The 25,855-nt window shown below is 55.9% G+C and carries 22 protein-coding genes; 6 read left to right on the top strand and 16 right to left on the bottom strand.

Going from position 1 to position 25,855, the window contains the following annotated elements:
• Positions 1-44 precede the first annotated feature (44 nt).
• A complete protein-coding gene (gene aldA / locus ACI2I2_RS00675; protein WP_404656122.1) occupies positions 45-1,484 on the bottom strand; it encodes an aldehyde dehydrogenase in 1,440 nt (479 codons plus the stop codon).
• Between the two features lie 210 nt (positions 1,485-1,694).
• Positions 1,695-2,492, bottom strand: coding sequence for a YdcF family protein (locus tag ACI2I2_RS00670; protein WP_404656121.1), 798 nt, complete (start codon positions 2,490-2,492; stop codon positions 1,695-1,697).
• A 243-nt stretch (positions 2,493-2,735) separates the two neighbouring features.
• On the opposite strand from ACI2I2_RS00670, the gene ACI2I2_RS00665 reads away from it, so the two are divergent.
• From ACI2I2_RS00665 to ACI2I2_RS00655, 3 genes are read left to right on the top strand one after another with little or no spacing between them, the layout of a single operon-like run.
• On the top strand, positions 2,736-4,388 hold the full coding sequence (locus tag ACI2I2_RS00665; protein WP_404656120.1) for an MFS transporter: 1,653 nt from the start codon (positions 2,736-2,738) through the stop codon (positions 4,386-4,388).
• 25 nt (positions 4,389-4,413) lie between these two features.
• Complete coding sequence (locus ACI2I2_RS00660; RefSeq protein WP_404656119.1) at positions 4,414-5,496, top strand: HlyD family secretion protein; 1,083 nt, start codon at positions 4,414-4,416, stop codon at positions 5,494-5,496.
• Complete coding sequence (locus ACI2I2_RS00655) at positions 5,493-6,860, top strand: efflux transporter outer membrane subunit (protein WP_404656118.1); 1,368 nt, start codon at positions 5,493-5,495, stop codon at positions 6,858-6,860. Before ACI2I2_RS00660 ends, ACI2I2_RS00655 begins: the two co-directional genes overlap by 4 nt.
• A gap of 196 nt (positions 6,861-7,056) precedes the next feature.
• Here ACI2I2_RS00655 and hrpA read toward each other — a convergent pair whose 3' ends face one another.
• The gene (gene hrpA, locus ACI2I2_RS00650; RefSeq protein WP_404656117.1) at positions 7,057-10,959 is read right to left on the bottom strand and encodes an ATP-dependent RNA helicase HrpA; all 3,903 of its coding nucleotides are present in this window, start codon (positions 10,957-10,959) and stop codon (positions 7,057-7,059) included.
• 201 nt (positions 10,960-11,160) lie between these two features.
• Here hrpA and azoR point away from each other — a divergent pair, with 201 nt between their 5' ends.
• Both azoR and ACI2I2_RS00640 read left to right on the top strand, forming a co-directional pair.
• Positions 11,161-11,766 carry an FMN-dependent NADH-azoreductase gene (gene azoR / locus ACI2I2_RS00645; protein ID WP_404656116.1) on the top strand — a complete coding sequence of 202 codons (606 nt, stop codon included), beginning with the start codon at positions 11,161-11,163 and terminating at the stop codon, positions 11,764-11,766.
• A 297-nt stretch (positions 11,767-12,063) separates the two neighbouring features.
• Complete coding sequence (locus ACI2I2_RS00640; protein ID WP_330981779.1) at positions 12,064-12,216, top strand: Hok/Gef family protein; 153 nt, start codon at positions 12,064-12,066, stop codon at positions 12,214-12,216.
• 102 nt (positions 12,217-12,318) lie between these two features.
• On the opposite strand, the gene paaY is transcribed toward ACI2I2_RS00640, so the two are convergent.
• The 13 genes from paaY to paaA all read right to left on the bottom strand — a co-directional run bounded on the left by paaY (position 12,319) and on the right by paaA (position 23,486).
• Positions 12,319-12,915 (bottom strand): phenylacetic acid degradation protein PaaY, encoded by a 597-nt coding sequence (gene paaY / locus ACI2I2_RS00635; protein WP_404656115.1) that lies wholly within the window; start codon positions 12,913-12,915, stop codon positions 12,319-12,321.
• A gap of 9 nt (positions 12,916-12,924) precedes the next feature.
• Entirely contained in the window at positions 12,925-13,860 is a 936-nt protein-coding gene (paaX, locus tag ACI2I2_RS00630) for a phenylacetic acid degradation operon negative regulatory protein PaaX (protein WP_404656114.1), read from the bottom strand.
• Between the two features lie 107 nt (positions 13,861-13,967).
• Positions 13,968-15,281 (bottom strand): phenylacetate--CoA ligase PaaK, encoded by a 1,314-nt coding sequence (gene paaK / locus ACI2I2_RS00625; RefSeq protein WP_404656113.1) that lies wholly within the window; start codon positions 15,279-15,281, stop codon positions 13,968-13,970.
• Between the two features lie 26 nt (positions 15,282-15,307).
• On the bottom strand, positions 15,308-16,513 hold the full coding sequence (pcaF, locus tag ACI2I2_RS00620; protein WP_404656112.1) for a 3-oxoadipyl-CoA thiolase: 1,206 nt from the start codon (positions 16,511-16,513) through the stop codon (positions 15,308-15,310).
• Positions 16,513-16,938 (bottom strand): hydroxyphenylacetyl-CoA thioesterase PaaI, encoded by a 426-nt coding sequence (paaI, locus tag ACI2I2_RS00615; protein WP_404656111.1) that lies wholly within the window; start codon positions 16,936-16,938, stop codon positions 16,513-16,515. The genes pcaF and paaI overlap by 1 nt, the downstream gene beginning before the upstream one ends.
• The gene (gene paaH / locus ACI2I2_RS00610; protein WP_404656110.1) at positions 16,928-18,352 is read right to left on the bottom strand and encodes a 3-hydroxyacyl-CoA dehydrogenase PaaH; all 1,425 of its coding nucleotides are present in this window, start codon (positions 18,350-18,352) and stop codon (positions 16,928-16,930) included. Before paaH ends, paaI begins: the two co-directional genes overlap by 11 nt.
• 2 nt (positions 18,353-18,354) lie before the next feature.
• Complete coding sequence (gene paaG, locus ACI2I2_RS00605; protein WP_404656109.1) at positions 18,355-19,143, bottom strand: 2-(1,2-epoxy-1,2-dihydrophenyl)acetyl-CoA isomerase PaaG; 789 nt, start codon at positions 19,141-19,143, stop codon at positions 18,355-18,357.
• A 2-nt stretch (positions 19,144-19,145) separates the two neighbouring features.
• Positions 19,146-19,913, bottom strand: a complete 768-nt coding sequence (gene paaF / locus ACI2I2_RS00600; RefSeq protein ID WP_404656108.1) for a 2,3-dehydroadipyl-CoA hydratase PaaF — start codon at positions 19,911-19,913, stop codon at positions 19,146-19,148.
• Positions 19,910-20,980, bottom strand: coding sequence for a 1,2-phenylacetyl-CoA epoxidase subunit PaaE (gene paaE / locus ACI2I2_RS00595; RefSeq protein ID WP_404656107.1), 1,071 nt, complete (start codon positions 20,978-20,980; stop codon positions 19,910-19,912). Before paaE ends, paaF begins: the two co-directional genes overlap by 4 nt.
• A 7-nt stretch (positions 20,981-20,987) precedes the next feature.
• On the bottom strand, positions 20,988-21,485 hold the full coding sequence (gene paaD, locus ACI2I2_RS00590; protein ID WP_404656106.1) for a 1,2-phenylacetyl-CoA epoxidase subunit PaaD: 498 nt from the start codon (positions 21,483-21,485) through the stop codon (positions 20,988-20,990).
• A gap of 11 nt (positions 21,486-21,496) precedes the next feature.
• The gene (gene paaC, locus ACI2I2_RS00585) at positions 21,497-22,249 is read right to left on the bottom strand and encodes a 1,2-phenylacetyl-CoA epoxidase subunit PaaC (protein ID WP_404656469.1); all 753 of its coding nucleotides are present in this window, start codon (positions 22,247-22,249) and stop codon (positions 21,497-21,499) included.
• Positions 22,250-22,257: 8 nt separating this feature from the next.
• A complete protein-coding gene (paaB, locus tag ACI2I2_RS00580; protein ID WP_100780238.1) occupies positions 22,258-22,545 on the bottom strand; it encodes a 1,2-phenylacetyl-CoA epoxidase subunit PaaB in 288 nt (95 codons plus the stop codon).
• Positions 22,546-22,556: 11 nt separating this feature from the next.
• Positions 22,557-23,486: a 1,2-phenylacetyl-CoA epoxidase subunit PaaA gene (gene paaA / locus ACI2I2_RS00575; RefSeq protein WP_404656105.1), complete on the bottom strand. Its 930-nt coding sequence runs from the start codon at positions 23,484-23,486 to the stop codon at positions 22,557-22,559.
• Positions 23,487-23,773: 287 nt separating this feature from the next.
• On the opposite strand from paaA, the gene paaZ reads away from it, so the two are divergent.
• A complete protein-coding gene (paaZ, locus tag ACI2I2_RS00570; protein ID WP_404656104.1) occupies positions 23,774-25,813 on the top strand; it encodes a phenylacetic acid degradation bifunctional protein PaaZ in 2,040 nt (679 codons plus the stop codon).
• Positions 25,814-25,855 lie beyond the last annotated feature (42 nt).

The following is a 25,855-nucleotide window of genomic DNA, read 5'->3' as shown; positions in this document are numbered from 1 at the left end:
TTCCCCGGCCTACGCGAGATAGGCAGGCCAGGAAGGTTTGGGCATCAGGATTGCAGGTAAACCACCTGCGTCTGGAGATACTCTTCCAGGCCATGACGGCCATCTGCGCCGCCAATCCCGGATTTACGCCAGCCCGCATGGAAGCCCTGCATCGCTTCGAAGTTTTCGCGGTTGATGTACGTTTCGCCGAACTTCAGCCCTTTGATGGCTTTCATCGCCTTATTGAGATCCTGAGTGTAAACCGACGACGTCAGACCATACTCACTGTCGTTCGCCATTGCCAGCGCTTCGTCCAGCGTATCAAACGCCACCACAGGCAGCACCGGACCGAAGGTTTCTTCGTGCATGATGGTCATGTCCTGACGTACATCAAGCAGCAGCGTCGGCGGATAGAAATAGCCTTTCCCTTCCACCGCTTTCCCGCCAAGCACCACTTTCGCGCCCTGCTCAACCGCTTTTGCGACCTTCTGTTCGACACGTTCAAGCGCCGCAGCGTTAATCAATGGCCCCATAGCGATGTCATTGCGCTGCGCCGGGTCACCAAACTGTACGGCTTTCATCGCTTCGCCCAGACGATTTACGAACTGATCGTAAATCCCTTTCTGCACATAAACGCGTTCTGCACAGTTACAAACCTGCCCGGTATTGATCACGCGTGAGTCAACAATGGCTTTCACCGCCAACTCGAGATTCGCGTCATCCAGCACGATGGCTGGCGCTTTGCCGCCGAGTTCCAGACAAACTTTGGTGATATTTTTGGCGGCGGCGGTCATGATTTTCTCACCTGCGCCCACGCTGCCGGTCATGCTGACCATCGCCACTTTCGGGTTGCCTGCCAGTTCCTGACCGACGGTTTCGCCGCGACCCAACACCAGGTTGAAGACACCTTTTGGCAGACCGATTTCATGCACAATTTGCGCAAATGCAATCGCATTGTTTGGCGTGAATTCGCTTGGCTTAATCACGATGGTGTTGCCGGTGATAAGCGCAGGAGCCAGTTTGCGGGCAATCAGGAAGAACGGGAAGTTCCACGGCAGGATGCCGGTGGTCACGCCCAACGCGCGTTTGAAGACAAAGATATTTTCGCCCGGACGGTCGCTTTGCAGAATTTCTCCTTCGTAGCGACGTGCCCATTCGGACATATAATCGAGGTAATCTGCCGTGAAAAAGACTTCGACTTCGGCCAGTTGCTGAATTTTGCCGCCTTCCGCCACAATCAGCGAACTAATTTCGGCGGCGCGTTCACGAATACCCGCGGCAATTTTACGTAACCAACCAGCGCGCTCTATGGCTGGCAGCGCTTCCCAGGCGGGCTGAGCACGTTCTGCGGCGTCAATCGCCTGTTTCGCTTCTTTGGCGGAACCATCAGGGATGCGGGAGAGGATCGCCTCAGTGGAAGGGTTGACCACATCAATCCAGTTGTCGCCCTGCCAGGACACAAACTGACCATCGATATACATTGGGTGTTGTACGGGTGCCGTCATGAATCGCTCCTGTAAATACATCGTTTTTAACAAGTAAACTTAATGTTAAATATCGAGATTTAAGGGGGCGAACTCCTACCCTATGATGCTGTATTTGTGAGACATATCATAAAAGAAGGCTTCTGGACGCGATTCAGCTTAAACAATTTCGTAACACGCTTTGCCCGTTTGCGTTGTTTCTGTCGCAAACGGGCATTTCCTGTCGTGCTTTTACAGCAGTGAACGACTGGTGAGTGCCTCACGCAGCAGTGAATCTTCTCGCAGCGTTTGCCAGGCCGCCATCACACTGTCGGGGATATCGACGTGGGCAATAAACCCTTTGCCTCGCGGACCGTAGCCGTTTTCATCGTCGAGCAAACGTGGCAGTTCACCCAGCAGCAGTGACAAATAGCGCTCCACCGGCCAGACAGAATCAGCTTCATCGGTAAAAGTCAGCCCGTGAGTGGCATTACGTAGCACCGGCAGATAGCCCGGATAGCTACGCCATTGCGGCGCCTGGGGGTCGTCCTGCCACACGTGCGCAAAAGTCGCCATGGTTCTTCGCTGCATGGTCGGGTCCTGTACCACAATGCCATTCCGGCAAGTGATGCCGCGTTGTTCCATGACTTCACGGGTGAAACGGGCATTTTCGCCGCAGTTGGTGGAACGGTCTTCCACCACGATGCGATCAAGGGGAATATTCCAGTACTGATGAGCAATATCCGCCAGAATCGAGGCTTCCGCCCGCGCAGTGGTACGCAGTATGTTGTAACGTGGGTGGCGGGCAACGGCCGCATAAAGAAACGTGGTGGAGTGCCCAATGCCGCCGCTGATCAGCAACGTGCGGTTTTCCGCCGCCAGTCGACAAGCGGCATCAATCGTGGGCATCACGGCATTGCCTGCCAGCACCACCAGTTCGGCCTCAACATTGACGGGTGGCGTGGGAAAATCGTTCTGTGCCAGCCACTCGCCTACGCAATTGGCAGCCTGCAACGTGTCTTCATTCAGATGGGGAAAGGTCGTCAGCATAATGCTCCCTTCTTTCGTGTGTCTTCCTACAGGGTAACGTTCGCGGGCGATGATGACAGTAGATCACTCCGAAAGCGAGTAAATGCCGCCGTTTACGGCCGCTCCTTTCTCTCTTTCATTCATTCTGATTTTGTTACAATATTAAACTATTCGCTTGAGTAATGTCTTAAAACCGCATTACACTCGTTAGCCTGCTAACAATTCAAATAACGAAGTCATTTTCTGCAAGGTCTAAGGGATAGCATGCGCCTGCCCAAACGCGATCCATACGCACCGCACGACTGGGCACCTCACGAAAAGCCCGCCCTTCTCGGCTCACCGTCCACGCCGGAACACCCTGTTCCAAGGCGCATCGCCTACGGGATTGTCGGCCTGTTGGTGTGCCTGACCGGGGCATTGGGTAACGCCGTCGTCACTGCGAACCTGCAAAATCTGCAGGGCACCTTTGCGGCCTGGTCGACAGAGATTGCCTGGCTGCCTGCGGTTTACGTGATGACCAACGTCTCCATTAACCTGCTGCTGGTTAAATTCCGCCAGCAGTTTGGGCTGCGGGCGTTCACCGAAGGTTTCCTGGTACTGTATGTGCTGGTGACGTTTTTCCATCTTTTTGTCAACGATTTGAACAGCGCCCTGATGGTGCGCGCCGCCCACGGGATGGTGGCCGCAGCACTGAGTTCCCTGGGGATCTATTACCAGATTCAGGCCTGGCCTGCTCGCCATCGCCTTAAAGGCCTGACGATTGGCATTACCGGGTCATCGCTCGCTATACCGCTGGCCCGTTTGTTTTCCACCGAGCTGTTGCAACTTGATGAGTGGCGTGGGCTCTACTTCTTCGAGCTCGGGCTGGCGCTGATTTGTCTGGCTTGCGTGATTGCGCTCAAGCTGCCGCCCAGTGATCGTAAAAAGGTGTTCGAGAAGAAAGATTTCATCACCTTCTTTTTGCTTGCCCCCGGCATGGCGCTGCTGTGCGCGGTGTTGTCACTGGGACGTCTCGACTGGTGGTTTGAAGCTCCGTGGATTGGCTGGTCGCTGGCGCTGGCGACGGTGCTGATTATCAGCGCCATTACTTTTGAGCATAATCGCAGCAACCCGCTGCTCAATACGCGCTGGCTTTCTAGCGGCAGTATTTTGCGTTTAGGGCTGATTATGTTGCTGATTCGCATCGTGCTGGCGGAACAGAACACCGGTGTCATTGGCTGGTTGCAGTATGTCGGCCTGCAAAACGAGCAAATGATCCCGCTGGCGTGGTCAATTTTTGCCGGGATCACCTGCGGGATTGTCGCCAGTTGTCTGACGCTCAAACCTCAGAGACTGGCATGGCCAATTGTCACCTCCCTGGCGTTAATGATTGTGGCTTCGCTGATGGACAGCCAATCCAGCAGCCTGACCCGCCCGGACCAGCTGATGGTTAGCCAGTTCTTATTGGGATTCGCCAGCGCTTTCTTCATCGCCCCGTCTATGCTGGCAGGCATTGGCGGTGTGATCGCCGACCCACGCAACCTGGTCAGTTTCTCGGTGCTGTTTGGCATGAGCCAAAATATCGGTGGCCTGCTGGGCTCCGCCCTTCTCGGCACCTTCCAGACCTGGCGCGAAAAATACCATTCGGCGCTGATTGCCGAGCAGCTCACTACCCTCAATCCGCTGGTTAGCGAACGCATTCAGCAATACACCCAACTGTTTCAAAGTCAGATTGGCGACAGCTCGCTGCTGGGCGTCCAGGCGCTAACACAACTGCAGACCCTCAGTACCCTGGAGGCCAACATTCTGGCCTATAACGACACCTATCTGTTGACCGCTGCGATTGCGGGCACAACGCTGGTGTGGATCTTATGGCGGTTGTTGCGTCTGCGTATAACCGCTCATCTGGCATTAAGAAAAGCCACGGGAAGCAAATGAATCAGTTCTGTTTACAGGAGTCTTTATGAGTCAGCAGGATGCCGCCACCGAGCAGGCCCACACGCGCAACAATCTGCGCGTTGTTTCTGTTTTCACTGCCGCGGCGATTGGGCTTGTCGGCGTACTGGTTATTCTTTACGCCTGGCAGTTGCCGCCTTTCACCCGACACAGCCAGTTTACCGATAACGCCTATGTGCGCGGCATGACTACCTTTATCAGCCCGCAGGTCAATGGCTATATCACCGCCGTCAACGTGAAAGACTTCGACCACGTTAAGCAAGGTGAGGTCTTGATTCAGATTGATGACCGCATTTACCGCCAGCGAGTTCATCAGGCTCAGGCGCAGCTGGCGATGAAAGAGGCCGCACTGAACAATAACCTTCAGCAGCGTAACAGCGCGGAGGCCGTAATAGCCCGCAACATCGCGGCGCTGGATAACGCCAAAGCGCAGAATTTAAAATCTCAGGCCGACCTTAAGCGCGTGAAAGAGCTGACGTCCGATGGCTCGCTTTCGATTCGCGAACGCGATGCCGCGCTCGCCAGTGCCGCTCAGGGGAATGCCGATATCGCTCAGGCGAAAGCCACCCTTGAGATGTCTCGCCAGGATTTGCAGTCCACCCTCGTCAATCGCGCTTCTCTGGAAGCGGATGTGGCGAACGCCAAAGCCTCGCTCGAACTGGCGCAAATCGATCTGCAAAACACCCGCATTATTGCGCCTCGTGAGGGTCAACTGGGTCAAATCAGCGTGCGCCTTGGCGCTTACGTCACCGCAGGCACGCACCTGACGACGCTGGTTCCGCCACAGCATTGGGTCATTGCCAATATTAAAGAGACTCAGCTTGCCGAACTGAAAGTCGGGCAGCCGGCGACGTTTACCGTCGATGCGCTGAATGATGAAAAATTTCACGGCACCGTGCAGAGCATTTCGCCAGCAACGGGCGTGGAATTTAGCGCGATCTCGCCTGATAACGCCACCGGTAACTTTGTGAAAATCGCCCAACGCATTCCGGTACGGATCACGGTTAACGAAGGACAAAAAAATGCCGAGCGTCTGCGCCCTGGGATGTCTGTTCAGGTCACGATTGATACTCGTGAGGCGAAACAATGAGGCGCTTAACATCCGTAGCAATCGCGCTGTTGCTGACAGGATGCCATGCCGTTGACGTGCAGAAAGCGGATTCACAGCTTGTTATTCCGACGCAATGGCGGCAAAACGTGGGCCCAGCCAGCCCGGCCGAAAGCGTCTGGTGGCGGCAGTTTCATGATAATTCACTGAATCGCTATGTGGATCAGGCCCTGCGTTACAACAGCGACGTGTTAATCGCCCGCGAACGCGTGAATGAATATCAGGCACGCGCATATGCTACGGAAGGTTCTCTTTTCCCTTCACTGGACGCGGGTGTCAGTGGCACACGAGCTCGCGCACAATCGGCTGCAACTGGCCTGCCAATCCACAGCACGCTTTATAAAGGCAGCCTGACCGCCAGCTATGACGTGGATTTATGGGGAGCAAACCGCTCAGCATCGCGTGCAGCGCAAGCCTCGCTGGAGGCACACAAAGCAGCGGCTTCTGCGGCAGAATTGACCGTCGCGTCAAGCGTAGCGGCAGGCTATGTGACGCTGTTGTCTCTTGATGAGCAGCTGCAGGTCACGCAGAATACGCTGAAATCTCGTGAGGAAGCCTATCGGCTGGCAAAACGTCAGTATGAAACAGGCTATACGTCGCGGCTGGAACTGATGCAGGCTGATTCCGAGTTGCGTGGCACCCGAGCCCAGGTTCCCCTGTTGCAGCACCAAATCGCCCAACAGGAAAATGCGATCAGTCTATTGCTGGGGCAAAATCCTGCCAGTGTTAAGCGCCAGGCCTTTGACGCGCTGACACCGCTAACCTTGCCCTCACAGCTCCCTTCAACCCTGTTGAATCGCCGACCGGATATCGTTCAGGCGCAGCGAGAATTGCTGGCCGCCGATGAAACACTGGCCTCTTCTCAGGCGCAACTGTTGCCCTCCATCAACCTGACCGCCACCGGCAGCTATCAGGACGCGGCATTGCCCGGCCTGCTGGATAATCCACTGCGCTTATGGAGTCTTGGCGGCAGCATTCTCGCCCCGCTGCTTAACCGCCAGGCACTAAATGCGCAGGTGGACATTTCGATGTCTCAGCGAAATCAGGCGTTGTACGGTTATGAAAAAACCGTGCGCAGTGCCTTTGGGGAAGTGAACGACAGCCTGGACGCCATCACCCGCTATCGGGAACAGCTCGAAGCACTGGAAGAGCAACAACAGGTGGCCAGCGATACGCTAAGAATTGCGCAGAATCGCTACCGCAACGGCTACTCTTCTTATCTGGATGTGCTGGACGCACAGCGCACACTGTTTTCAACCCAGCTCAGCGTCGTACAAGTGAAAAATAATCTGCTGCTGGCACAAATCGATCTCTACCGGTCGCTGGGAGGCGGCTGGGATGGGTGAATGAGTAGAGAGGAATAGAGGGAAGTTTTAGCGTCGCCTGTTCCCCCTCTCCCCATCCCTCTCCCTGAATGGAGAGGGAGAAAACTCAACACCCGCTCCTCTCCCTGAATGGAGAGGGAGGAAACTCAACAACCCGCTTCGGTCAGTCCCCTCTCCCTGTGGGAGAGGGCCAGGGAGAGGGGCGGCGCGCAGAGGATTACCCGCTAATCTGCTCCATCGCCTGCAACACACGCTTGTCTGAAACCGGGTAGGGAGTCCCCAACTGTTGAGCAAAATAGCTAACACGCAGCTCTTCGATCATCCAGCGAATGTCCTGCACATCAGCATCATCACGGCGCGCTGGCGGCAGCTTGTTCAGCCACTGTTGCCAGGCCTGCTGTACGCTTTCGACTTTCAGCATTTGCGCTCGATCCCGGTGCGGATCGACAGCCAGTTTTTCCAGCCGTTTCTCAATCGCATTCAGATAACGCAGCGTATCGCCAAGCCGTTTAAAGCCGTTGCCGGTAACGAACCCGCGATACACCAGCCCGGACATTTGCGCTTTCACGTCGGACAAGCCTAGCGCCATGGTCATATCAACACGCCCTTTCAGGCGCTTGTTGATGTTGAACACAGCCGTCAAAATTTGCTCGACCTGCTTCGCAATATCCACCACGGTGTCGTTGAGTTCTGCGCGCACTTTCTCGTGCAGCTTCGCAAAGTTCTCTTCTGTCCACACCGGGCCGCCTGCTTCGTCAATCAGCTTATCAACCCCACAAGAAATGCAGTCATCTATCAAATCCAGCACCTTGCCGTACGGGTTGAAATAGAGCCCCAGCTTGGCCTTGTTGGGCAGCTTTTCATGCAGATATTTGATAGGCGACGGAATGTTCAGCAACAGCAAACGGCGCAAGCCACGCCACATCGCCTGCTGCTGTTCCTGCGGATTATCAAACAGCTTGATTGCCACGCTGTCACGCTCATCCACCAGCGCAGGCCACGCTTTCATTTTGTAATTACCGCGTTTCTGCTCGTAGCTCTCTTGCAACGTGCCGAAACTCCACAGATGCAAACCGCTCTGTTCAATACCGTCGTCAGCCACCGCGGAGAGGGTTTCCTGAACCTTCCCTTTCAGGCCGTCTTTCAATGCAGTGAGGTCGCGACCTTCCTGCAGTTTCTTGTTTTTGTCATCCACTACCCGGAAGGTCACTTTCAGGTGATCGGGCACCTGATCCCAGTGCCAGTCTTCACGGTCAATGGTAACGCCCGTCATACGACGCAATTCGCGCTCCATTGAATCGAGCAGCGGTAATTCCAGCGGCGTTGCGCGGCCAAGGAATGCTTCTGCGTAATTCGGCGCTGGCACAAAGTTGCGGCGCACCGGTTTGGGCAATGACTTAATCAGTGCGATGATCAGTTCACGACGTAAACCAGGGATTTGCCATTCGAAACCGGCCTCTTCGACCTGATTCAGTAACGGCAACGGAATGTGCACCGTTACGCCATCGGCGTCGGCACCAGGCTCAAACTGATAGCTTAAACGCAGTTTGAGGTTGCCCTGATGCCAGAAGTTCGGGTAGTCGAGCTTACTGACGTTCTCCGCGCCTTCTTTAATCAGCATGCTCTTTTCAAAATTGAGCAAATCCGGTGTTTCGCGACTGGCGGTTTTCCACCAGTTGTCGAAGTGGCGGGCTGAAATAACCTCGTGGCTGATGCGCTGGTCGTAAAACTCAAACAACGACTCATCGTCCACCAGAATGTCGCGGCGGCGGGATTTGTGTTCAAGCTCTTCCACTTCCGCACGCAATTTCAGGTTATCGCGGAAAAAGGCGTGACGAGTTTGCCAGTCGCCTTCCACCAGCGCATGGCGAATAAACAGTTCCCGACACAGCGCCGGGTCAATCTGGCTATAGTTCACTTTTCGAGCCGCCACGATCGGCAAGCCGTAAACAGTGACTTTTTCCGTCGCCATCACCGCGCCCTGCGCACGTTCCCAGTGCGGTTCACTGTAAGAACGTTTGATCAGATGCTGAGCTAACGGCTCAACCCATTCCGGATCGATACGTGCCGCGATACGTCCCCACAGGCGGCTGGTTTCGACAAGTTCAGCGACCATGGTCCATTTCGGCGGTTTCTTGAATAAACCGGAGCCCGGGAAGATCGAGAAACGAGCGTTACGCGCGCCGGTAAATTCCTGCTTATCGGCATCTTTCATACCGATGTGCGAGAGCAAGCCCGTCAGCAGCGCGACGTGGATTTCACGGTACTCAGCAGGCTCACTGTTCACAGGAATGCCAAGCTCTTTCACCACCTGACGCAATTGGGTGTAAATATCCTGCCATTCCCGTACGCGTAAGTAGTTCAGATAATCTGTACGACACAGGCGACGGAACTGGTTTGAAGAGAGCGCTTTTTGCTGCTCACCGAGATAATTCCACAGGTTCACAAAAGCGAGGAAGTCAGACTCTTTGTCGTGGAAGCGACGGTGTTTTTCGTCAGAAGCCTGCTGTTTGTCCATCGGACGTTCACGCGGGTCCTGAATTGAGAGCGCTGAAGTGATGATCATCGCTTCACGCACACAGCCGTGTTTCTGCGCTTCCAGCACCATTCGCGCCAGGCGTGGGTCAACCGGGAGCTGGCTTAACTGGCGGCCCATCGGCGTCAGTTTATACACCGTTTGTTGCTCATCGGTCGTGATCGCGCCTAATTCTTCCAGAAGACGCACACCGTCCTGGATATTGCGCTTATCGGGAGCTTCAACAAACGGGAACGCGCCAATATCGCCCAGACCCAGCGCTGTCATTTGCAGAATAACGGACGCCAGGTTGGTACGCAGAATTTCCGGGTCGGTAAATTCCGGACGCGACAGGAAGTCATCTTCCGAATAAAGGCGGATACAGATACCTTCGGAAACGCGCCCACAACGGCCTTTACGCTGGTTGGCGGATGCCTGTGAAACCGGCTCAATCGGCAGGCGCTGTACCTTGGTGCGATAGCTGTAACGGCTGATACGCGCCGTACCCGGATCAATCACATATTTAATGCCCGGCACGGTCAACGAGGTTTCTGCGACGTTGGTCGCCAGCACGATACGCCGCCCGCTGTGCGACTGGAACACGCGGTTCTGCTCACTGTTAGATAAGCGAGCATACAGCGGCAGGATTTCCGTGTGGCGAAGGTCGCGCTTGCTTAACGCGTCCGCGGTGTCACGGATTTCACGTTCACCGCTCATGAAGATCAGGATGTCGCCAGGGCTTTCATTGCTCAGTTCATCGACTGCATCAAAAATGGCCTGCAACTGATCGCGCTCAGTATCATCAGCGTCTTCAACTATCGGGCGGTAACGAACGTCTACCGGGTATGTGCGGCCCGACACTTCGATTATCGGCGCATTATTGAAATGTTTTGAGAAACGCTGCGGATCGATGGTCGCCGAAGTGATGATAATTTTCAGATCAGGCCGACGCGGCAGCAACTCTTTCAGATAGCCCAACAGGAAATCGATGTTCAGGCTGCGTTCGTGAGCTTCATCGATGATGATAGTGTCGTACTGCATCAGCATGCGATCTTGCTGGATTTCCGCCAGCAGAATACCGTCGGTCATCAGCTTGACCATCGTGTTGTCGCTGACGTGATCGCTAAAGCGGACTTTATACCCGATGCAGCCGCCCGGCTCCGTTTGCAGCTCTTCGGCAATACGGTTGGCGACGGTTCTGGCCGCCAGACGACGCGGCTGGGTATGACCAATCAGCCCTTTCATACCCCGCCCGAGCTCCATACAAATTTTCGGCAGCTGAGTGGTTTTCCCGGACCCTGTTTCACCGGCAACGATCACCACCTGGTTGTCGCGAACGGCGTTAAGGATGTCCTGTTTTTTCTGGCTAACTGGCAGGTTTTCCGGATAGGTTATCTCCGGCCGCGCGGCTTCACGCAGCACAACCTTCCCTACAGCCTGTTCAATCTCTTTTGCCATCTCCTGCAAAATGGCCTGTTGGGATTCAGGATTTTTAACCTTCTTCACGCCATGTAACCGACGGGAAAAGCGCGTCTTGTCGCGCAGCATCAGGCCGTCCAGTTGCTGATGAAGCTGAGAGAAGGTGATTTTCTGTTGTTCTGTCATAGCGTTATCGGGCAGCGCACTGCCGGAAAAATGTCTCTGTTTTCATTAGTGGTAGAGTACCACATCGCTGCTTCGCTTTCCTTCATCAATAAATTTGAACGAAGGCTTCGATATATTGCGCTATCCCTGCGGCAGGATTGTGAATAGAGTGTCATCAAGCAACAGGGCACGGGCCCGTCAATCTCATATAAGGAAACACCCATGAGCAAGGTATTAGTTCTCAAATCCAGTATTCTGGCAGGGTACTCTCAGTCTGGTCAGCTGACTGATTATTTTGTTGACCAGTGGGCTGAAAAACACCCGGCAGATCAGATTACCGTTCGTGACCTGGCCGCACAGCCGATTCCAGTACTGGATGGCGAACTGGTCGGCGCTCTGCGTCCGAGCGATGCCCCCCTGTCTCCACGTCAGCAGGAAGCGCTGGCGCTGTCTGATGAGCTGATTGCTGAACTTCAGGCACACGACGTGATTGTGATTGCAGCCCCGATGTACAACTTCAACATCCCTACTCAGTTGAAAAACTACTTCGACCTGGTAGCCCGCGCTGGTGTGACTTTCCGTTACACCGAAAATGGCCCGGAAGGTCTGGTGAAAGGCAAACGCGCTATCGTCGTTTCCAGCCGTGGCGGTATCCATAAAGATACCCCAACTGACCTGCTGGCGCCGTACATGAAGCTGTTCCTGGGCTTCATCGGCATCACCGACGTGAACTTCGTGTTCGCTGAAGGCGTGGCGTACGGTCCAGAAGTGGCAGCCAAAGCACAGTCTGACGCGAAAGCCGCCATCAACAGCCTGGTTGCAGCCTAAGATTTCCCCCTCTCACCGCCTGGTGGGAGGGTTCTTTTTCCCCGTCAAATTCCTAATTTCTACGAATATTTACGAGCCTGCTCGTGAATTCGGCATGTCTGTCTGTTACTTACAATAAAGAAGCTTAGTATTGCGGCGGGTGTTTGAGGCTGTCTGGTCTCAGACATGGGATAAGCAGGACTTGCATGAGGCCGGAAAGTTAAAAACCCCAGGAGATATTTCTATCAACCTGGGGGGACTAACATTCCAACCCTCGCAAGTTGGATGTTAGTCCTTCCAAAGCACGGAGGCAATAACATGCTGACAAAATACGCCCTTGTGGCAATCATTGTGCTGTGTTTCACAGTATTGATGTTCACGCTGATGGTTCGCGAAACGCTTTGTGAGCTGAGCGTCAAAGAGCGTGGTATGGAGTTTAAAGCAGTGTTAGCTTGCGATTTAAGGAAGTGACTGACAACGCGGGGAGCACTCCCCGCGTCTTTATGAGCAAGGTTTGGGCAGCATCACAGACACCCGTTCTGGCCCTCTTCGCAAGAGGAGGGCCAACTTCTTTTAGCTCGCCGATTTGGGTCTCAGATTTTCATCAAAAGTCAGACGCTGGCGCCCTTCTTCCACTTCACGTAATGGCTCAACTTGATGCATCGTCATCTTGCAGCGCTCGACCAGCACCTGATATTCACGCGTGCCGCGTTTCTTCCATTCAATTTCCTGGTCACTCAGCGCACGAATGGCTTTGGCCGGGCTGCCGACGATAAGGTAATTCGCAGGCATTTCAGCCTTCGCTTTCACAAAAGCCGCCGCGCCGACAATGCTGTTCTCGCCGATAACCGCCCCGTCCATCACCACGGCATTCATGCCGACCAGCGCATTCCGGCGTATCACGCAGCCATGCAAAATCGCGCTATGCCCGATGTGGCCGTCTTCTTCCACCACCGTGTCCTGCTCCGGGAAGCCGTGCATCACACAATTATCCTGGATATTCGCGCCGTCCTTCACCACGATGCGGCCAAAATCACCACGCAGGCTGGCATTCGGGCCAACATATACGCCTTTGCCGAGGATCACATCGCCAATCAACACCGCTGTCGGATGCACATAGCTTTCTTCCGGTACCACAGGTGTTAAGCCATCAATTTGATAAACAGGCATTTGCGCTCCTTATTTGAGGTTCAGACCACCGAAACGCTGATAAAACGGCGATGCGGGCTGAGGCAATGGCCCGACAGAGGTTTCCCCTTTTTCGCTGACCCACGCCAAAGCGCCTGCGGCCACACTCTGATAAATGTTGATGCAGAGCTGACGCGCCGCCTGTCCCGCCCAATGTGCAGGCAACAGTTCTTCCGGCAATAACGGGTCTTTGAGGATCACCCGCCGGTAGAGATGGATGGCTAACAACTGAATGGCAAAACAGCGCTCAGGCGTTAACTCCTGCGGGGTTGCATCGCGCAACAGCGGCAGCAGTGGTCGGAACGTATTAATGAAATTTTCATACAAATGGTTTTGTTCGGTCAGTTGCCAACACTCTTCTACTCGCGCACGCAATGCGCTGGCCGACGTCGCCAGCGGCGACTGTGCTTCAAAACAAATCACGTTATCAGCAACACCCGCTTCATGCAGCAAGGCCTGAACATCCGCCAGTTTCTGCGAAGGCGACGCCATCAGGCTTGGGGCTAACGTGCCAAATCCCTGCCAGATCAGCTGTTTTTTGACATCCGCAAGAGTGGCTTTGTCCAGACCTTCCGAAAGTAAAAGAAGCCAGGTGCCGTCCCAGGCCGGGGGTTCAGCGCGGTAAATTTTACCTTCGGCACGACGCGTGAGCCGCAAGCCTTTGTCGCTTAAGCGATAAAAACTGCGTCTCCCGATTCGGTCGACATCCAGCCACCCTTCTTTATTGAGTCGAAATAGCGAAGTGCGGACGAAACGATCGCCAAAGCCCAGTCCTTCGAGCAAGGCTGTCAGGCTACCAAGCCAGATTTCCCCGCCACGATGGGATAATGCGTCACCATAGAGAGAAGAGATTAAAGACGTTCCGCTGATGGGCACGGCCGCGACGGCCTGCTGAATAAAGGTATCGAGTTTACTCATCTGATTCATTCTGTTGTTATTTTCATCCTTGATGAATCATAGCACAGTTCTATTTTCGTGCGGTCTGATGCCCTCTCCCCAACCCTCTCCCACAGGGAGAGGGAGGAAAAGAGAACTTACCCGTTGGCCGCCACTTTACGCAGGTCAAACACACGGCAGGCTTTGCCTTCGGAACGCGGAATACTGCCGCAGTTGACGATCATCACGTCGGTGGAAATACCGACCATCGATTTGATGCGATGACGCAACTGGTGGCAGACCTGGCAGCGCTGCTCGTGAGTCAGCGACAGGCTGCTCTCTTTCAGTTCGACTTTGACTGACAGCGAATCCAGATGGCCACGGCGATTCACTTCCAGCTGATAGTGTGGCGACAGGTGCTCGAACTTGACGATTTCTTCTTCCAGCTGTGACGGGAAGACGTTCACGCCGCGAATGATCAGCATGTCGTCGCTGCGACCGCTGATGCGATCCATACGGCGCATGGTACGCGCGGTGCCTGGCAGCAGACGCGTCAGGTCGCGGGTGCGATAACGGATAACAGGCAATGCTTCTTTTGTCAGCGTGGTGAACAACAGTTCGCCCTGCTCACCATCGGCCAGCGGTGTACCATCGTTTGGATTGACGATTTCCGGATAGAAATGGTCTTCCCAGATGGTTGGGCCGTCTGCGGTGTCGATACATTCCATCGCCACGCCCGGCCCCATCACTTCGGACAGACCGTAGATATCCAGCGCGGTAATGCCCAGACGACGCTCAATTTCCTTGCGCATTGCCATGGTCCATGGCTCCGCGCCGAAGACGCCTACGCGCAGCGAGCACTGGCTGGCATCGCCGCCCATCTGGCGTTCCAGCTCTTCAATCAGGTTCAGGCAGTAGGACGGCGTCACCATGATCATGTCAGGTTTAAAATCACGAATCAGCTGAGCCTGTTTCTCAGTTTGGCCGCCCGACATCGGGATAACCGTCGCGCCTAAACGTTCTGCACCGTAGTGTGCGCCCAGGCCGCCGGTAAACAGGCCATAACCGTAAGCCACATGAATTTTGTCTTTCGCGCTGCCACCTGCGGCACGCAGAGAACGAGCGACAATATTGGCCCAGGTATCGATATCGTTCTGGGTATAACCGACCACCGTTGGCTTCCCGGTCGTGCCCGACGATGCATGAATACGTACGATCTGTTCCATCGGCACGGCAAAAGTGTCGAACGGATAGTTATCGCGCAGATCCTGCTTGGTGGTGCACGGGAATTTCTGGATATCGCTCAGTTCTTTGAAATCATCAGGGTGTACGCCCGCCTCGTCAAACTTGCGGCGGTACATGGGCACATTGTCGTAAGCGTGTTTCAGCGTCCATTTCAGGCGTTGGGTTTGCAGGGCCTGAAGTTCATCAACGGACGCGGTTTCGATTGGGTCTAATTTTGTTGTTGTCATTGTAGGGTACTCGCAGGTTAATCAGCTCACACGCGCTCCAGGATCATGGCAATGCCCTGACCCACACCGATACACATCGTGCAAAGGGCGTAACGCCCGCCGCGACGGTGCAGTTCATTGCTGGCGGCAAGCGCCAGTCGGGCACCACTCATGCCCAACGGATGGCCTAAAGCGATGGCCCCACCGTTGGGGTTTACATGCGGGGCATCATCCGGTAACCCCAGTTGTCTCAGGACACCGAGCGCCTGGGCGGCAAACGCCTCGTTCAGCTCGATGACGTCCATATCGTTAATGCTCAGGCCAGCACGTTCCAGCACTTTGCGTGTGGCAGGCACCGGGCCAAGCCCCATCAGGCGTGGTTCTACACCTGCGGTTGCCATCGCCACAATGCGTGCACGCGGCGTTAAGCCTTGCAGTTTCGCCATCTCAACGCTGGCGATAATTACCGCCGCCGCACCATCGTTCACACCAGATGCGTTACCTGCAGTGATCACCCCGTTCGCACGGAATGGCGCTTTCAGGGCGGCAAGCTGCTCCAGCGTAGTGTCAGCGCGAGGATGTTCATCTTCTGAAACTTCCGTCACCGCGCCCTTTTTACCCTTCACGCTGACCGGCACAATTTCCTGCGCCAGAATGCCGTTCTGCTGAGCGATGGCCGTGCGCTGCTGGCTACGGAAGGCAAACGCATCCTGATCGGCGCGGCTTATTTTTAACAATTCAGCTACATTCTCCGCCGTTTCCGGCATGCTGTCAGTACCAAATTGTTGCTGCATGAGCGGGTTCACAAAACGCCAGCCGATAGTGGTATCGAACATCTCTGCCTGACGCTGGAACGGCGTCGTGGCTTTGCCCATCACAAACGGTGCGCGAGACATAGATTCCACGCCCCCGGCAATCAGCAAATCAGCATCACCCGCTTTAATCGCACGAGCGGCAAAGCCGATTGCATCCAGCCCGGAACCACACAAACGGTTAATGGTGGTGCCAGAAACAGATTGAGGCAGCCCGGCCAGCAACGCTGCCATACGTGCCACGTTGCGGTTATCTTCGCCCGCCTGGTTGGCACAGCCGAAAATCACATCGTCGATGCGTTCCGCATCCAGTTGCGGCAAGCGAGCCAGCAGCGCGCGCAATGGCACAGCCGCCAGATCGTCCGCCCTTACGCTGGATAACGCGCCGCCGTAGCGACCCACCGGGGTACGAACACCTTCACAGATAAATGCGTCACGCATCAGGCTTCTCCTGTTACGCTGCCGCCGATGCGGTGTGATTTTCCGCGGAACAGGGCGACAGTTTTTTGTTGTTGGTTAACTATCTCAATGTCGTACACGCCGGTCAGTTTGCCCTGATGCTTCACCCGCGCAGTGGCGGTGAGCTTGTCCCCGGCAAAGCCCGGACGCAGAAAATCGATGTTGCAGGCCGAAGCTACCGCGGCCAGCCCCTGGCTGTTGCAGGCATACGCAAAGGCGGTGTCTGCCAGCGAGAACAACTGCCCGCCATGGCAGGTTTGATGGCCGTTGAGCATTTGCGGCGTCACGGTCATGGTCAGCACCGCAAACCCTTCGTCCATCTCGATGATGTCGATGCCGAGCGCCTGTGCGCAGGTATCTTTTTCGTACATCACACGGGCGTTATGCCAGGCGTTATTAAGACTCATAGCTACTCTCCAGAAGCGCACGCTGGCGCAGCAGGGAACAAGGGCGATAACGCTCTTCGCCGTAATGACGTTGCAGGTTTTCCAGCACTTCGAGCACCCGCTGCCAGCCCAACAGTTCGCCCCATTGCAGCGGCCCACGCGGGTAATTCACACCAAGGCGCATCGCGATATTGATGTCTGCTTCGCTGGCAACGCCTTTTTGCAATGCATCCAGCGCTTCGTTAACCAGCATCGCCACGGTGCGCCACACCAGCAGCCCCGGATAATCCGCCACCAGCAGGACTTTTTTTCCCTGCTGTTGCAGCCAGTGAATCGCTTTCTCGCTCTCTTCCAGGCGGTTGCTCGCTGCGGCGGCAATCACCACCACGTCGCTCTCACTGCGGTCCATCACTACGACAGGTCGTTGTAAGCGCGTAGCGGCAGCTTGAGCCGTTTCACCCGTTGTTTCGAGTAACAGCACGTCGTCAAGTGTGACAACGTCACGTTCTTTGTTGGTCTGTGCGGCTTTGCAATGCGCTGGAACGTCCGGATAGAAAACCACTTCCGCAGCCCCTTCTGGCCAGCGATAAACGCCCTGCCCGGTTTTCTTACCGTAACGCCCAGCCAGCACCAGCTCCTGCTGCACCAGCGAAGGCAGAAAACGCCGTTCCTGCCAGAAAGCATTGAAGACCGAACAGGTCACTGCGAAGTTCACGTCCTGACCAATCAGGTCGGTCAGCGCCAGCGGCCCCATCGGGAAACGACCTGCTTCACGTAAAGCGGTATCAATCACTTCCGGTGCAGCCACTTGCTCTTCAAGAGCACGCCACGCTTCTGCGTAGTAAGGACGCGCCACGCGGTTGACGATAAACCCAGGTGTGGACTGACAATGAACCGGCTGTTTGCCCCACGCCAGCACACACTGGCTGAGCTGAGTCACCACTTCGTCGGATGTCGCAACACCACTCACCACTTCCACCAGTTTCATCACCGGAGCAGGGTTAAAGAAGTGAAGTCCCGCCACGCGTTCCGGGTGTTTCACTCCTGCCGCAATTGCAGTGATGGAAATCGACGAGGTGTTACTGGTCAGCAACGCTTGCGGCTGGCAAATTTCGCCGAGCTGGGTGAACAGCGCCTTTTTGATATCGAGATTTTCGGCGGCGGCTTCAATCACTAAATCAGCGGCAGCAAGCGCCGCAATATCAGTAACGGGAACAATCCGCGCCAGCCCACGCTCACAGGCTTCAGCGCTGAGTTTGCCCTTCGCCACTCGCGCTTCCAGACGGCTACGCAAAGCGGCAATCGCACGGCTCATCGCTTCGGCAGAGATGTCGTGCAACAACACCTGTTGGCCTGCCATCGCCGCCACTTCGGCAATACCGGCCCCCATGGTGCCACTGCCAATCACTGCCACGGTTCGAATCTGTTGGCTCATGGTCATTTCCCGCTGAACTGTGGTTGGCGTTTGTTCATGAAGGCGCTGACGCCTTCGCGATAATCGGCGCTGCGTCCTGCCATACGCTGGTAATCGCGCTCCAGATCCAACTGCGCATCCAGAGTGTTGGTCTCCGCTGCGTTGATGGCCTGCTTAATCAGCCCCAATCCGTAAGTAGGTTGTGTCGCCAGATGACGCGCCAGTTGCCCGGCGGTATCGCTGAGCTGCGCGTCGTCCACGACTTGCCAGATCATGCCCCACTGCTGCGCCTGTTCCGCGCTGAGCTTATCGCCCAGCAGCGCCAGCGCCATTGCACGGGCTTTCCCGGCGACACGCGGCAGCAACCAGGTGCCGCCACAATCAGGGATCAGGCCGAGCTTGCTGAAGGCCATCACGAAATTGGCTGATCGGGCAGCAATAACAATGTCGCACCCAAGTGCCAGCGTGGCTCCCGCTCCAGCCGCCACGCCGTTCACCGCACAGATAACCGGTTTTGGCAGTTTCGCCAGGCGGCGCACCAGTGGGTTGTAAAACGTATCAACGGAATAGCCGAGATCAGGCGCTGGCCCGTTCGGGTCAACGTTGCGGTCATTCAGATCTTGTCCGGCGCAAAAACCACGCCCCGCACCGGTTAGCAGCAGGCAACGAATAGTTTCGTCGCGCTCAGCCTGTTTCAGGCATTCCGAAAGCTGTTGATGCATCACGTCGTTAAAGCTGTTCAGACGCTCCGGGCGATTCAGCGTCAGCGTCATCACCCCGTGTTCAACGTGACTGAGAATGAAGGCTTCCATGATTAGCGTCCTTTGAAGTCGGGTTGACGTTTCGCCAGAAATGCGGCGATGCCTTCACGGCGATCGTCGGTGGCGCTGAGCAGGCTAAAGAGCTGACGTTCCTGAGCTAATCCGGCAGAAAGCGTCACTTCTTGCGACTGACGCAGCGCCTGTTTAGCTGCCTGTAAAGCCAATGGGGAATGCTTCGCCATCGTCGCAGCAAGTTTCAGGCTGTATTCAACAGTCAGACCAACCGGATGAATATCGCTCACCAGTCCGGCCTGCTGAGCGCGTGGCGCATCAATGGCTTTGCCTGTCAGGATCATTTGCGTGGCGAGAGACTTGCCGACACAGCGAATCAAACGCTGGGTACCGCCCGCGCCGGGCATAATGCCGAGTGTGATTTCAGGTAAACCGAAGGAGGCGTTTTCCCCCGCAACCACCACGTCACAGAGCAATGCCAGTTCGCAGCCAGCGCCCAGTGCGTAACCATTCACTGCCGCAATAAGCGGTTTAGTGAACGCGTCAATGCGCGCCCATAAACGCGGGCGAATGTCGTTGAGCGTGGCGGGCAAATCTTTCTCTGCCATCTCCTGCAAATCTGCGCCTGCGGCGAAGAAACGGTCGTTGCCGGTGATCACTACTGCGCCCACGTTGCTGTCCTGCTGGGCATTTTCCAGCGCTTCGGCAATCTGTGTGAGCAAAGCGTTATTCAGCGCATTTCGCGCCTGTGGGCGGTTCAGTGTCAGCAGCAGCACGCGGTCGTGCTGGCTTGAAGTCAACTCGCTCATGCCATCCCCTTCGCGTCGAAATCGACGATCACGTCTGGCGTGGTTGGCAGCGCCTGACAGCTCAACACGTAGCCCGCGGCCAGTTCATCTGGTTCCAGGCTGTAGTTAGTCGCCATCGACACTTCCCCGCGCAGCACTTTGCATTTACAGGTGGCGCACACGCCGCCTTTGCAGGCATACGGCAGATCCGCGCCCTGACGCAGCGCCGCGTCGAGAATGCTTTCATCTTCGCCAGAGAGCGTGATCGCACGGTCACGACCATCCTGACGAATAGTGACGGTTTGCCCTTCAGCCTGAACGCTTGAAGCGTGGCGAACGGTACTGCCCGGCGTGTTAAAACGCTCCAGATGAATTGATTTCGCAGGCATGCCCAGTTCAACCAGCGCTGTTTCCGCTTCATCCATCATCGCTGCCGGGCCACAGATAAAGGCTTCGTCAAACTGGCTGAAGTTGAGCAGCGTCTTACCAAGCGCTTTCAGTTTTTCGCCGTCGATACGCCCATGCAGCAGCGCGCTGTCCAGCGTTTCCTGGCTGAAGATGCTCAGCAGTTGCAGGCGTGTCGGGTACTTGTCTTTCAGGTCAGCCAACAGCTGGCGGAACATCATGCTCTGGCTGCTGCGGTTACCGTAGATAACCGTGAACTCGCTGGTCGGTTCCGCTTCAAGCGTGGTTTCGACAATCGCCAGCATGGGTGTAATGCCCGAACCGGCGGCAATGGCCAGGTAGTGACCGTTGCGTTCTGGCTGGGCCTGATAGCCAAAATTCCCCTGCGGGATCATCACTTCCAGGTTCATTCCGGCTTTGATTTCGTCGCGGGCATAGCGGGAAAAACGTCCGCCTTCGATGGCTTTCACCGCCACGCTGATTTCGCCGGGGACGGCACGGCGGCAAATCGAGTAACAGCGGCGCAGCTCAACACCCGCCAGCCGTGCTTTCAGCGTCAAATGCTGGCCAGGACGGAAGGCGTAAGCCGTTTGTAATTCTGCAGGCACCGCGAAGGTAATGGTCACGGCATCCCGGGTTTCCGGTTCTACTTTTGCCACCGTTAGCGAATGAAACGTCGTCATGGCAACCTCAAATACATTTAAAGTAATCAAAGGGTTCCCGGCAACTGTCGCAGCGATAAAGCGCTTTGCAGGCCGTGGAGCCGAATTCACTGATCATCGTGGTGTGCGTGCTTCCACAACGCGGGCAGGCAACGTCTGTCGGCAATCCTGCGTGGCAGGCGTGTGCCTGTGGCGGGCTGATGCCGTACTGACGCAGGCGCTCACGGGCATCTGGCGTCATCCAGTCCGTCGTCCAGGCCGGATCGAGTTGCAGCACGATATGCACCGGGCTGAAGCCGTGCTCTGTCATCACTTTGCGGATTTCGCCGATCAGGTGTTCCGTCGCCGGGCAGCCTGAGTAAGTTGGCGTGAAGCCCACCACCCAGCCTTCGCCCTGTGGCGTAACACTGCGGACCATACCGAGATCGGTAATCGTCAGCACCGGCACTTCCGGGTCTGGGATCTGACTTAACAGCGCCCAGATCTGGTGAACTTCTGCCGGAGCGATTTCAGCGAGACGTTGCATAGCGACCTCCGTTACCACTGCTGACCGGGGTAGGCACGTTGCAGATACTGCATTTCTGCCAGCATCGGCCCCAGATGTTCGGTATGCAGGCCGTCTTTCCCGCCAATGCGATATGGCTGCTCCTGCGGCACGCTGAGTTCTGCGGCTGTCAGTGCGCTGGTGATTTCCGCCAGCCACGCCTCTTGCAGTTCACGCGGATCGACAGCAATGCCCTGCTCGCTGAGCTGAATGTCCAGCTCATCGGCATGGAACAGCTCTGCGGTAAAGCGCCACAGATTATTAATGGCGGATTGCATGCGTTCGGCAGAAAGCTCGGTGCCGCCACCCAGACGCTCAGTCCAGCCGCGGCTGAAACGCAGGTGATAACGCGCTTCTTTGATGGATTTCGCGGCGATAGCAGCCAGCTGTGCGTCCTTGCTGTTTACGAGACGGCTGAACAACGCGACATTCCACGCGTCCATCAATAACTGACGGGCGATCGTGTCGGCAAAATTGCCGTTCGGCTGTTCGACTAAAAGCACGTTGCGGAATTCGCGCTCATCGCGATGAAACGCCAGCGTGTCTTCGTCGCCTTTGCCCTGACGCTCTGCGGCATAGCTAAGGAAATTGCGTGCCTGCCCGAGTAAATCGAGGCCGATATTGGCGAGCGCCAGGTCGATTTCCAGCTCCGGCGCGTGACCGCACCAGGCAGACAAGCGCTGTGCCAGCACCAGGCAGTTGTCGCCCAGACGCAGGGCATAAGTGGCGATTGAGTCCTGATTCATCATCTGCCTCACATGTGCTCGATGCCGTCAGGCAAGGTGTAGAACGTCGGATGGCGATAGACTTTGCTTTCTGCCGGGTCGAAAAACTCACCGCGCTCTTCCGGTTGCGAAGCCACGATTTCGCTCGCCTTCACCACCCAGATTGAGCAGCCTTCGCTGCGACGGGTGTAGGCATCACGCGCGTTTTCCAGCGCCATGCGATCGTCTGCGGCATGCAGGCTGCCCACATGACGGTGGGATAACCCCTGTTTGCTGCGAACAAAAACTTCGTATAAAGGCCAGTAGACATTGCTCATCGTTATTCTCCTTACGCCACTTTGCGGGCCTGTTGTTTCTCAGCGTGCGCCAGTGCAGCTTCCCGCACCCAGGCGCCCTCTTCCCAGGCCTTGCGCTTAGCGGCCAGACGTTCGTGGTTACAGAGGCCACGCCCGTTAATCACTTCATTGAATTCATGCCAGTCGATTTCACCGAAACGGTACTGCCCAGTGGTTTCGTCCAGATGCAGATCTTTATCCGGCACCGTCATGCCGAGCATTTCCACCTGCGGTACGGTGTTGTCGACAAAACGCTGACGCAGCTCATCGTTACCAAAACGTTTGATTTTCCACGCCAGGCTCTGAGCACTGTTCGGGGAGCTGTCGTCGTTCGGGCCAAACATCATCAGCGCTGGCCACCAGAAGCGGTTGATCGCGTCCTGCAACATCGCGCGCTGCTCTTCGCTGCCTTGCGAAAGAGCCATGCAAGCTTCGAATCCCTGGCGCTGATGGAAGCTCTCTTCTTTACAGATTTTCACCATTGCGCGGGCATACGGGCCGTAGGAAGTGCGGCATAGCGCCACCTGGTTAACGATGGCGGCACCGTCGACCAGCCAGCCAATCACACCGATATCGGCCCAGTTCAGGGTTGGGTAGTTGAAGATGGAGGAATACTTCATGCGGCCATCGAGCATCTTCTGGTAGATGTCTTCGCGAGCGCAGCCGAGGGTTTCCGCAGCACTGTAGAGATAGAGGCCATGGCCTGCTTCATCCTGCACTTTCGCCAGCAGAATCGCCTTGCGGCGCAGCGTTGGTGCGCGGGTGATCCAGTTACCTTCCGGCAGCATGCCGACAATCTCGGAATGGGCGTGTTGACCAATCTGGCGGATCAGGGTTTTGCGATACGCCTCGGGCATCCAGTCTTGCGGCTCGATGGCCGTCTCTTCGGCGATGCGCGCTTCAAAGCGTTGTTCTTCAGTCACATTGTCACCTTTATGATTCCCATTTGATTCACTTTCTACTTTATTGCGAATCATATTGTTTATGAGAAGTTACATAATGGTTAACTAAAACCCCAAGAACGGTTTGTGTATTCTGTGAGCGCTGTCGCAGAGTAAATCAACAAAGGTTTATTTAACAACGAAATAACCCTTTCACCGAAGAAGACCACGATCGCATTGTTAATAAATTATTAAATTGAGGATTGCTTTTTATGATTCACAATCAAACTATATAGAACGAAAAGACGTAACATTTACGGAGAGACACGATGCAGCAGTTAACCAGTTTCTTATCCGGCAGCTGGCAGTCAGGCCGGGGCCGTGTACGCACCATCCAGCATGCCATTACCGGTGAAACCCTGTTTGAAGTGACCAGCGAAGGGCTAGATATGGCCGATGCTCGCCGTTATGCCATTGAGCACGGCGGTGCCGCACTCGGCAAAATGACCTTTGTCGAACGTGCCGCCATGCTGAAAGCTGTCGCCAAATATTTGCTGGAACAGAAAGAACACTTCTATGCCTTGTCCGCGCAGACGGGTGCGACCCGCGCCGACAGTTGGGTCGATATCGAAGGCGGGATCGGCACCCTCTTCACTTATGCGGGATTGGGTGCGCGTGAGCTTCCCGACGATGTGCTGTGGCCGGAAGATGAGCTGATCCCACTGTCTAAAAATGGTGGTTTTGCGGCACGGCACGTACTGACCGCCAAATCCGGCGTCGCCGTTCATATCAACGCTTTTAACTTCCCTTGCTGGGGGATGCTGGAAAAACTGGCTCCAACCTGGCTCGCCGGCATGCCTGCCATCATTAAACCCGCTACGGCCAGTGCACAGGTGACGCAGGCCATGGTGAAAGCGATTGTCGACAGCGGCCTGGTGCCAGACGGTGCTATCAGCCTGATTTGCGGCGGTGCGGGCGACCTTCTGGATCAACTTGATTTCCAGGACGTGGTGACGTTTACCGGTTCCGCGCAGACCGGCCAGATGCTGCGCATTCACCCGAACATCGTTAAAAATTCCATTCCGTTCACCATGGAAGCGGACTCCCTCAACTGCTGCGTGCTGGGCGAAGACGTGACACCTGAGCAGCCGGAGTTCGCGCTGTTTATCCGCGAAGTGGTGCGTGAAATGACCACCAAAGCTGGGCAAAAATGTACCGCCATTCGCCGCATTATCGTGCCGCAGGCGCAAATCGATGCGGTAAGTGAAGCGCTGATTGCCCGTTTGCAAGGCGTTAAAATGGGCGACCCGGCAGTGGAAGGCGTCAAAATGGGCGCGCTGGTTAATGCTGAACAGCGTGCCGACGTGCAGGAAAAAGTGGATTCGCTGATTGCTGCTGGCTGTGAAGTGCGTCTGGGGGGTAAAGCAGATTTGCACGCCGCTGGCGCGTTCTTCCCACCTACTCTGCTGTTCTGTCCGCAGCCTGATGAAACACCTGCGGTACACGCAACGGAAGCCTTCGGCCCGGTTGCCACGCTGATGCCGTATCAGAACCGTGAACACGCGCTGACGCTGGCACGTGCCGGACAAGGCAGCCTCGCGGGTACGCTTGTCACCGCTGACGGCGACATCGCTCGCGAGTTTATTCTGGGTGCCGCACGCGCACACGGACGTATTCAAATCCTCAACGAAGAGTCGTCAAAAGAGTCCACCGGACACGGTTCCCCCCTGCCGCAACTGCTGCACGGTGGCCCGGGTCGCGCGGGCGGCGGCGAAGAACTCGGTGGCCTGCGCGCGGTGAAACACTACCTGCAACGCACCGCCGTTCAGGGCAGCCCGACAATGCTCGCCAGCATCAGCAAGCAATGGGTTCGCGGCGCGAAAGTGCAGGAAGACCGGGTTCATCCGTTCCGCAAATACTTCGAAGAGCTGCAACCTAGCGACAGCCTGCTGACCGCTCGCCGCACCATGACCGAAGCCGATATCGTCAACTTCGCCTGCCTGAGTGGTGATCACTTCTACGCGCACATGGACAAAATCGGCGCGGCCGAATCCATGTTCGGCGAGCGTGTGGTTCACGGTTACTTTGTGATTTCTGCCGCTGCGGGTCTGTTTGTTGATGCAGGCGTTGGCCCGGTGATTGCCAACTACGGCATGGAAAATCTACGCTTTATCGAGCCTGTAAAACCGGGCGATACGCTTCAGGTTCGTCTGACGGTGAAACGCAAAACCGTCAAACGCCAGAAGACCGCCGAAGACAAAGCCACCGGCGTGGTCGAATGGGCGGTGGAAGTGTTTAACCAGCACCAGCAGGCCGTGGCGCTGTATTCCATTCTGACGCTGGTTGCTCGTCAGCACGGGGATTTTTAATTTCACCATGCCGGGCAATGGGTGCCGCCGTGCGACAGACAT

This window comes from Scandinavium sp. NPDC088450, assembly GCF_044900545.1.
Classification (GTDB): Bacteria; Pseudomonadota; Gammaproteobacteria; order Enterobacterales; family Enterobacteriaceae; genus Scandinavium.
Note: the sequence above shows the minus strand (reverse complement) of the source record. Positions and strands in the feature narration are given on the sequence as shown.

Bases quoted from the DNA above. Each gene is read 5' to 3' on its own strand.
- aldA (WP_404656122.1), bottom strand. From the start codon at position 1,484: ATGACGGCACCCGTACAACACCCAATGTATATCGATGGTCAGTTTGTG.
- ACI2I2_RS00670 (WP_404656121.1), bottom strand. From the start codon at position 2,492: ATGCTGACGACCTTTCCCCATCTGAATGAAGACACGTTGCAGGCTGCC.
- ACI2I2_RS00665 (WP_404656120.1), top strand. From the start codon at position 2,736: ATGCGCCTGCCCAAACGCGATCCATACGCACCGCACGACTGGGCACCT.
- ACI2I2_RS00660 (WP_404656119.1), top strand. From the start codon at position 4,414: ATGAGTCAGCAGGATGCCGCCACCGAGCAGGCCCACACGCGCAACAAT.
- ACI2I2_RS00655 (WP_404656118.1), top strand. From the start codon at position 5,493: ATGAGGCGCTTAACATCCGTAGCAATCGCGCTGTTGCTGACAGGATGC.
- hrpA (WP_404656117.1), bottom strand. From the start codon at position 10,959: ATGACAGAACAACAGAAAATCACCTTCTCTCAGCTTCATCAGCAACTG.
- azoR (WP_404656116.1), top strand. From the start codon at position 11,161: ATGAGCAAGGTATTAGTTCTCAAATCCAGTATTCTGGCAGGGTACTCT.
- ACI2I2_RS00640 (WP_330981779.1), top strand. From the start codon at position 12,064: ATGCTGACAAAATACGCCCTTGTGGCAATCATTGTGCTGTGTTTCACA.
- paaY (WP_404656115.1), bottom strand. From the start codon at position 12,915: ATGCCTGTTTATCAAATTGATGGCTTAACACCTGTGGTACCGGAAGAA.
- paaX (WP_404656114.1), bottom strand. From the start codon at position 13,860: ATGAATCAGATGAGTAAACTCGATACCTTTATTCAGCAGGCCGTCGCG.
- paaK (WP_404656113.1), bottom strand. From the start codon at position 15,281: ATGACAACAACAAAATTAGACCCAATCGAAACCGCGTCCGTTGATGAA.
- pcaF (WP_404656112.1), bottom strand. From the start codon at position 16,513: ATGCGTGACGCATTTATCTGTGAAGGTGTTCGTACCCCGGTGGGTCGC.
- paaI (WP_404656111.1), bottom strand. From the start codon at position 16,938: ATGAGTCTTAATAACGCCTGGCATAACGCCCGTGTGATGTACGAAAAA.
- paaH (WP_404656110.1), bottom strand. From the start codon at position 18,352: ATGAGCCAACAGATTCGAACCGTGGCAGTGATTGGCAGTGGCACCATG.
- paaG (WP_404656109.1), bottom strand. From the start codon at position 19,143: ATGGAAGCCTTCATTCTCAGTCACGTTGAACACGGGGTGATGACGCTG.
- paaF (WP_404656108.1), bottom strand. From the start codon at position 19,913: ATGAGCGAGTTGACTTCAAGCCAGCACGACCGCGTGCTGCTGCTGACA.
- paaE (WP_404656107.1), bottom strand. From the start codon at position 20,980: ATGACGACGTTTCATTCGCTAACGGTGGCAAAAGTAGAACCGGAAACC.
- paaD (WP_404656106.1), bottom strand. From the start codon at position 21,485: ATGCAACGTCTCGCTGAAATCGCTCCGGCAGAAGTTCACCAGATCTGG.
- paaC (WP_404656469.1), bottom strand. From the start codon at position 22,249: ATGAATCAGGACTCAATCGCCACTTATGCCCTGCGTCTGGGCGACAAC.
- paaB (WP_100780238.1), bottom strand. From the start codon at position 22,545: ATGAGCAATGTCTACTGGCCTTTATACGAAGTTTTTGTTCGCAGCAAA.
- paaZ (WP_404656104.1), top strand. From the start codon at position 23,774: ATGCAGCAGTTAACCAGTTTCTTATCCGGCAGCTGGCAGTCAGGCCGG.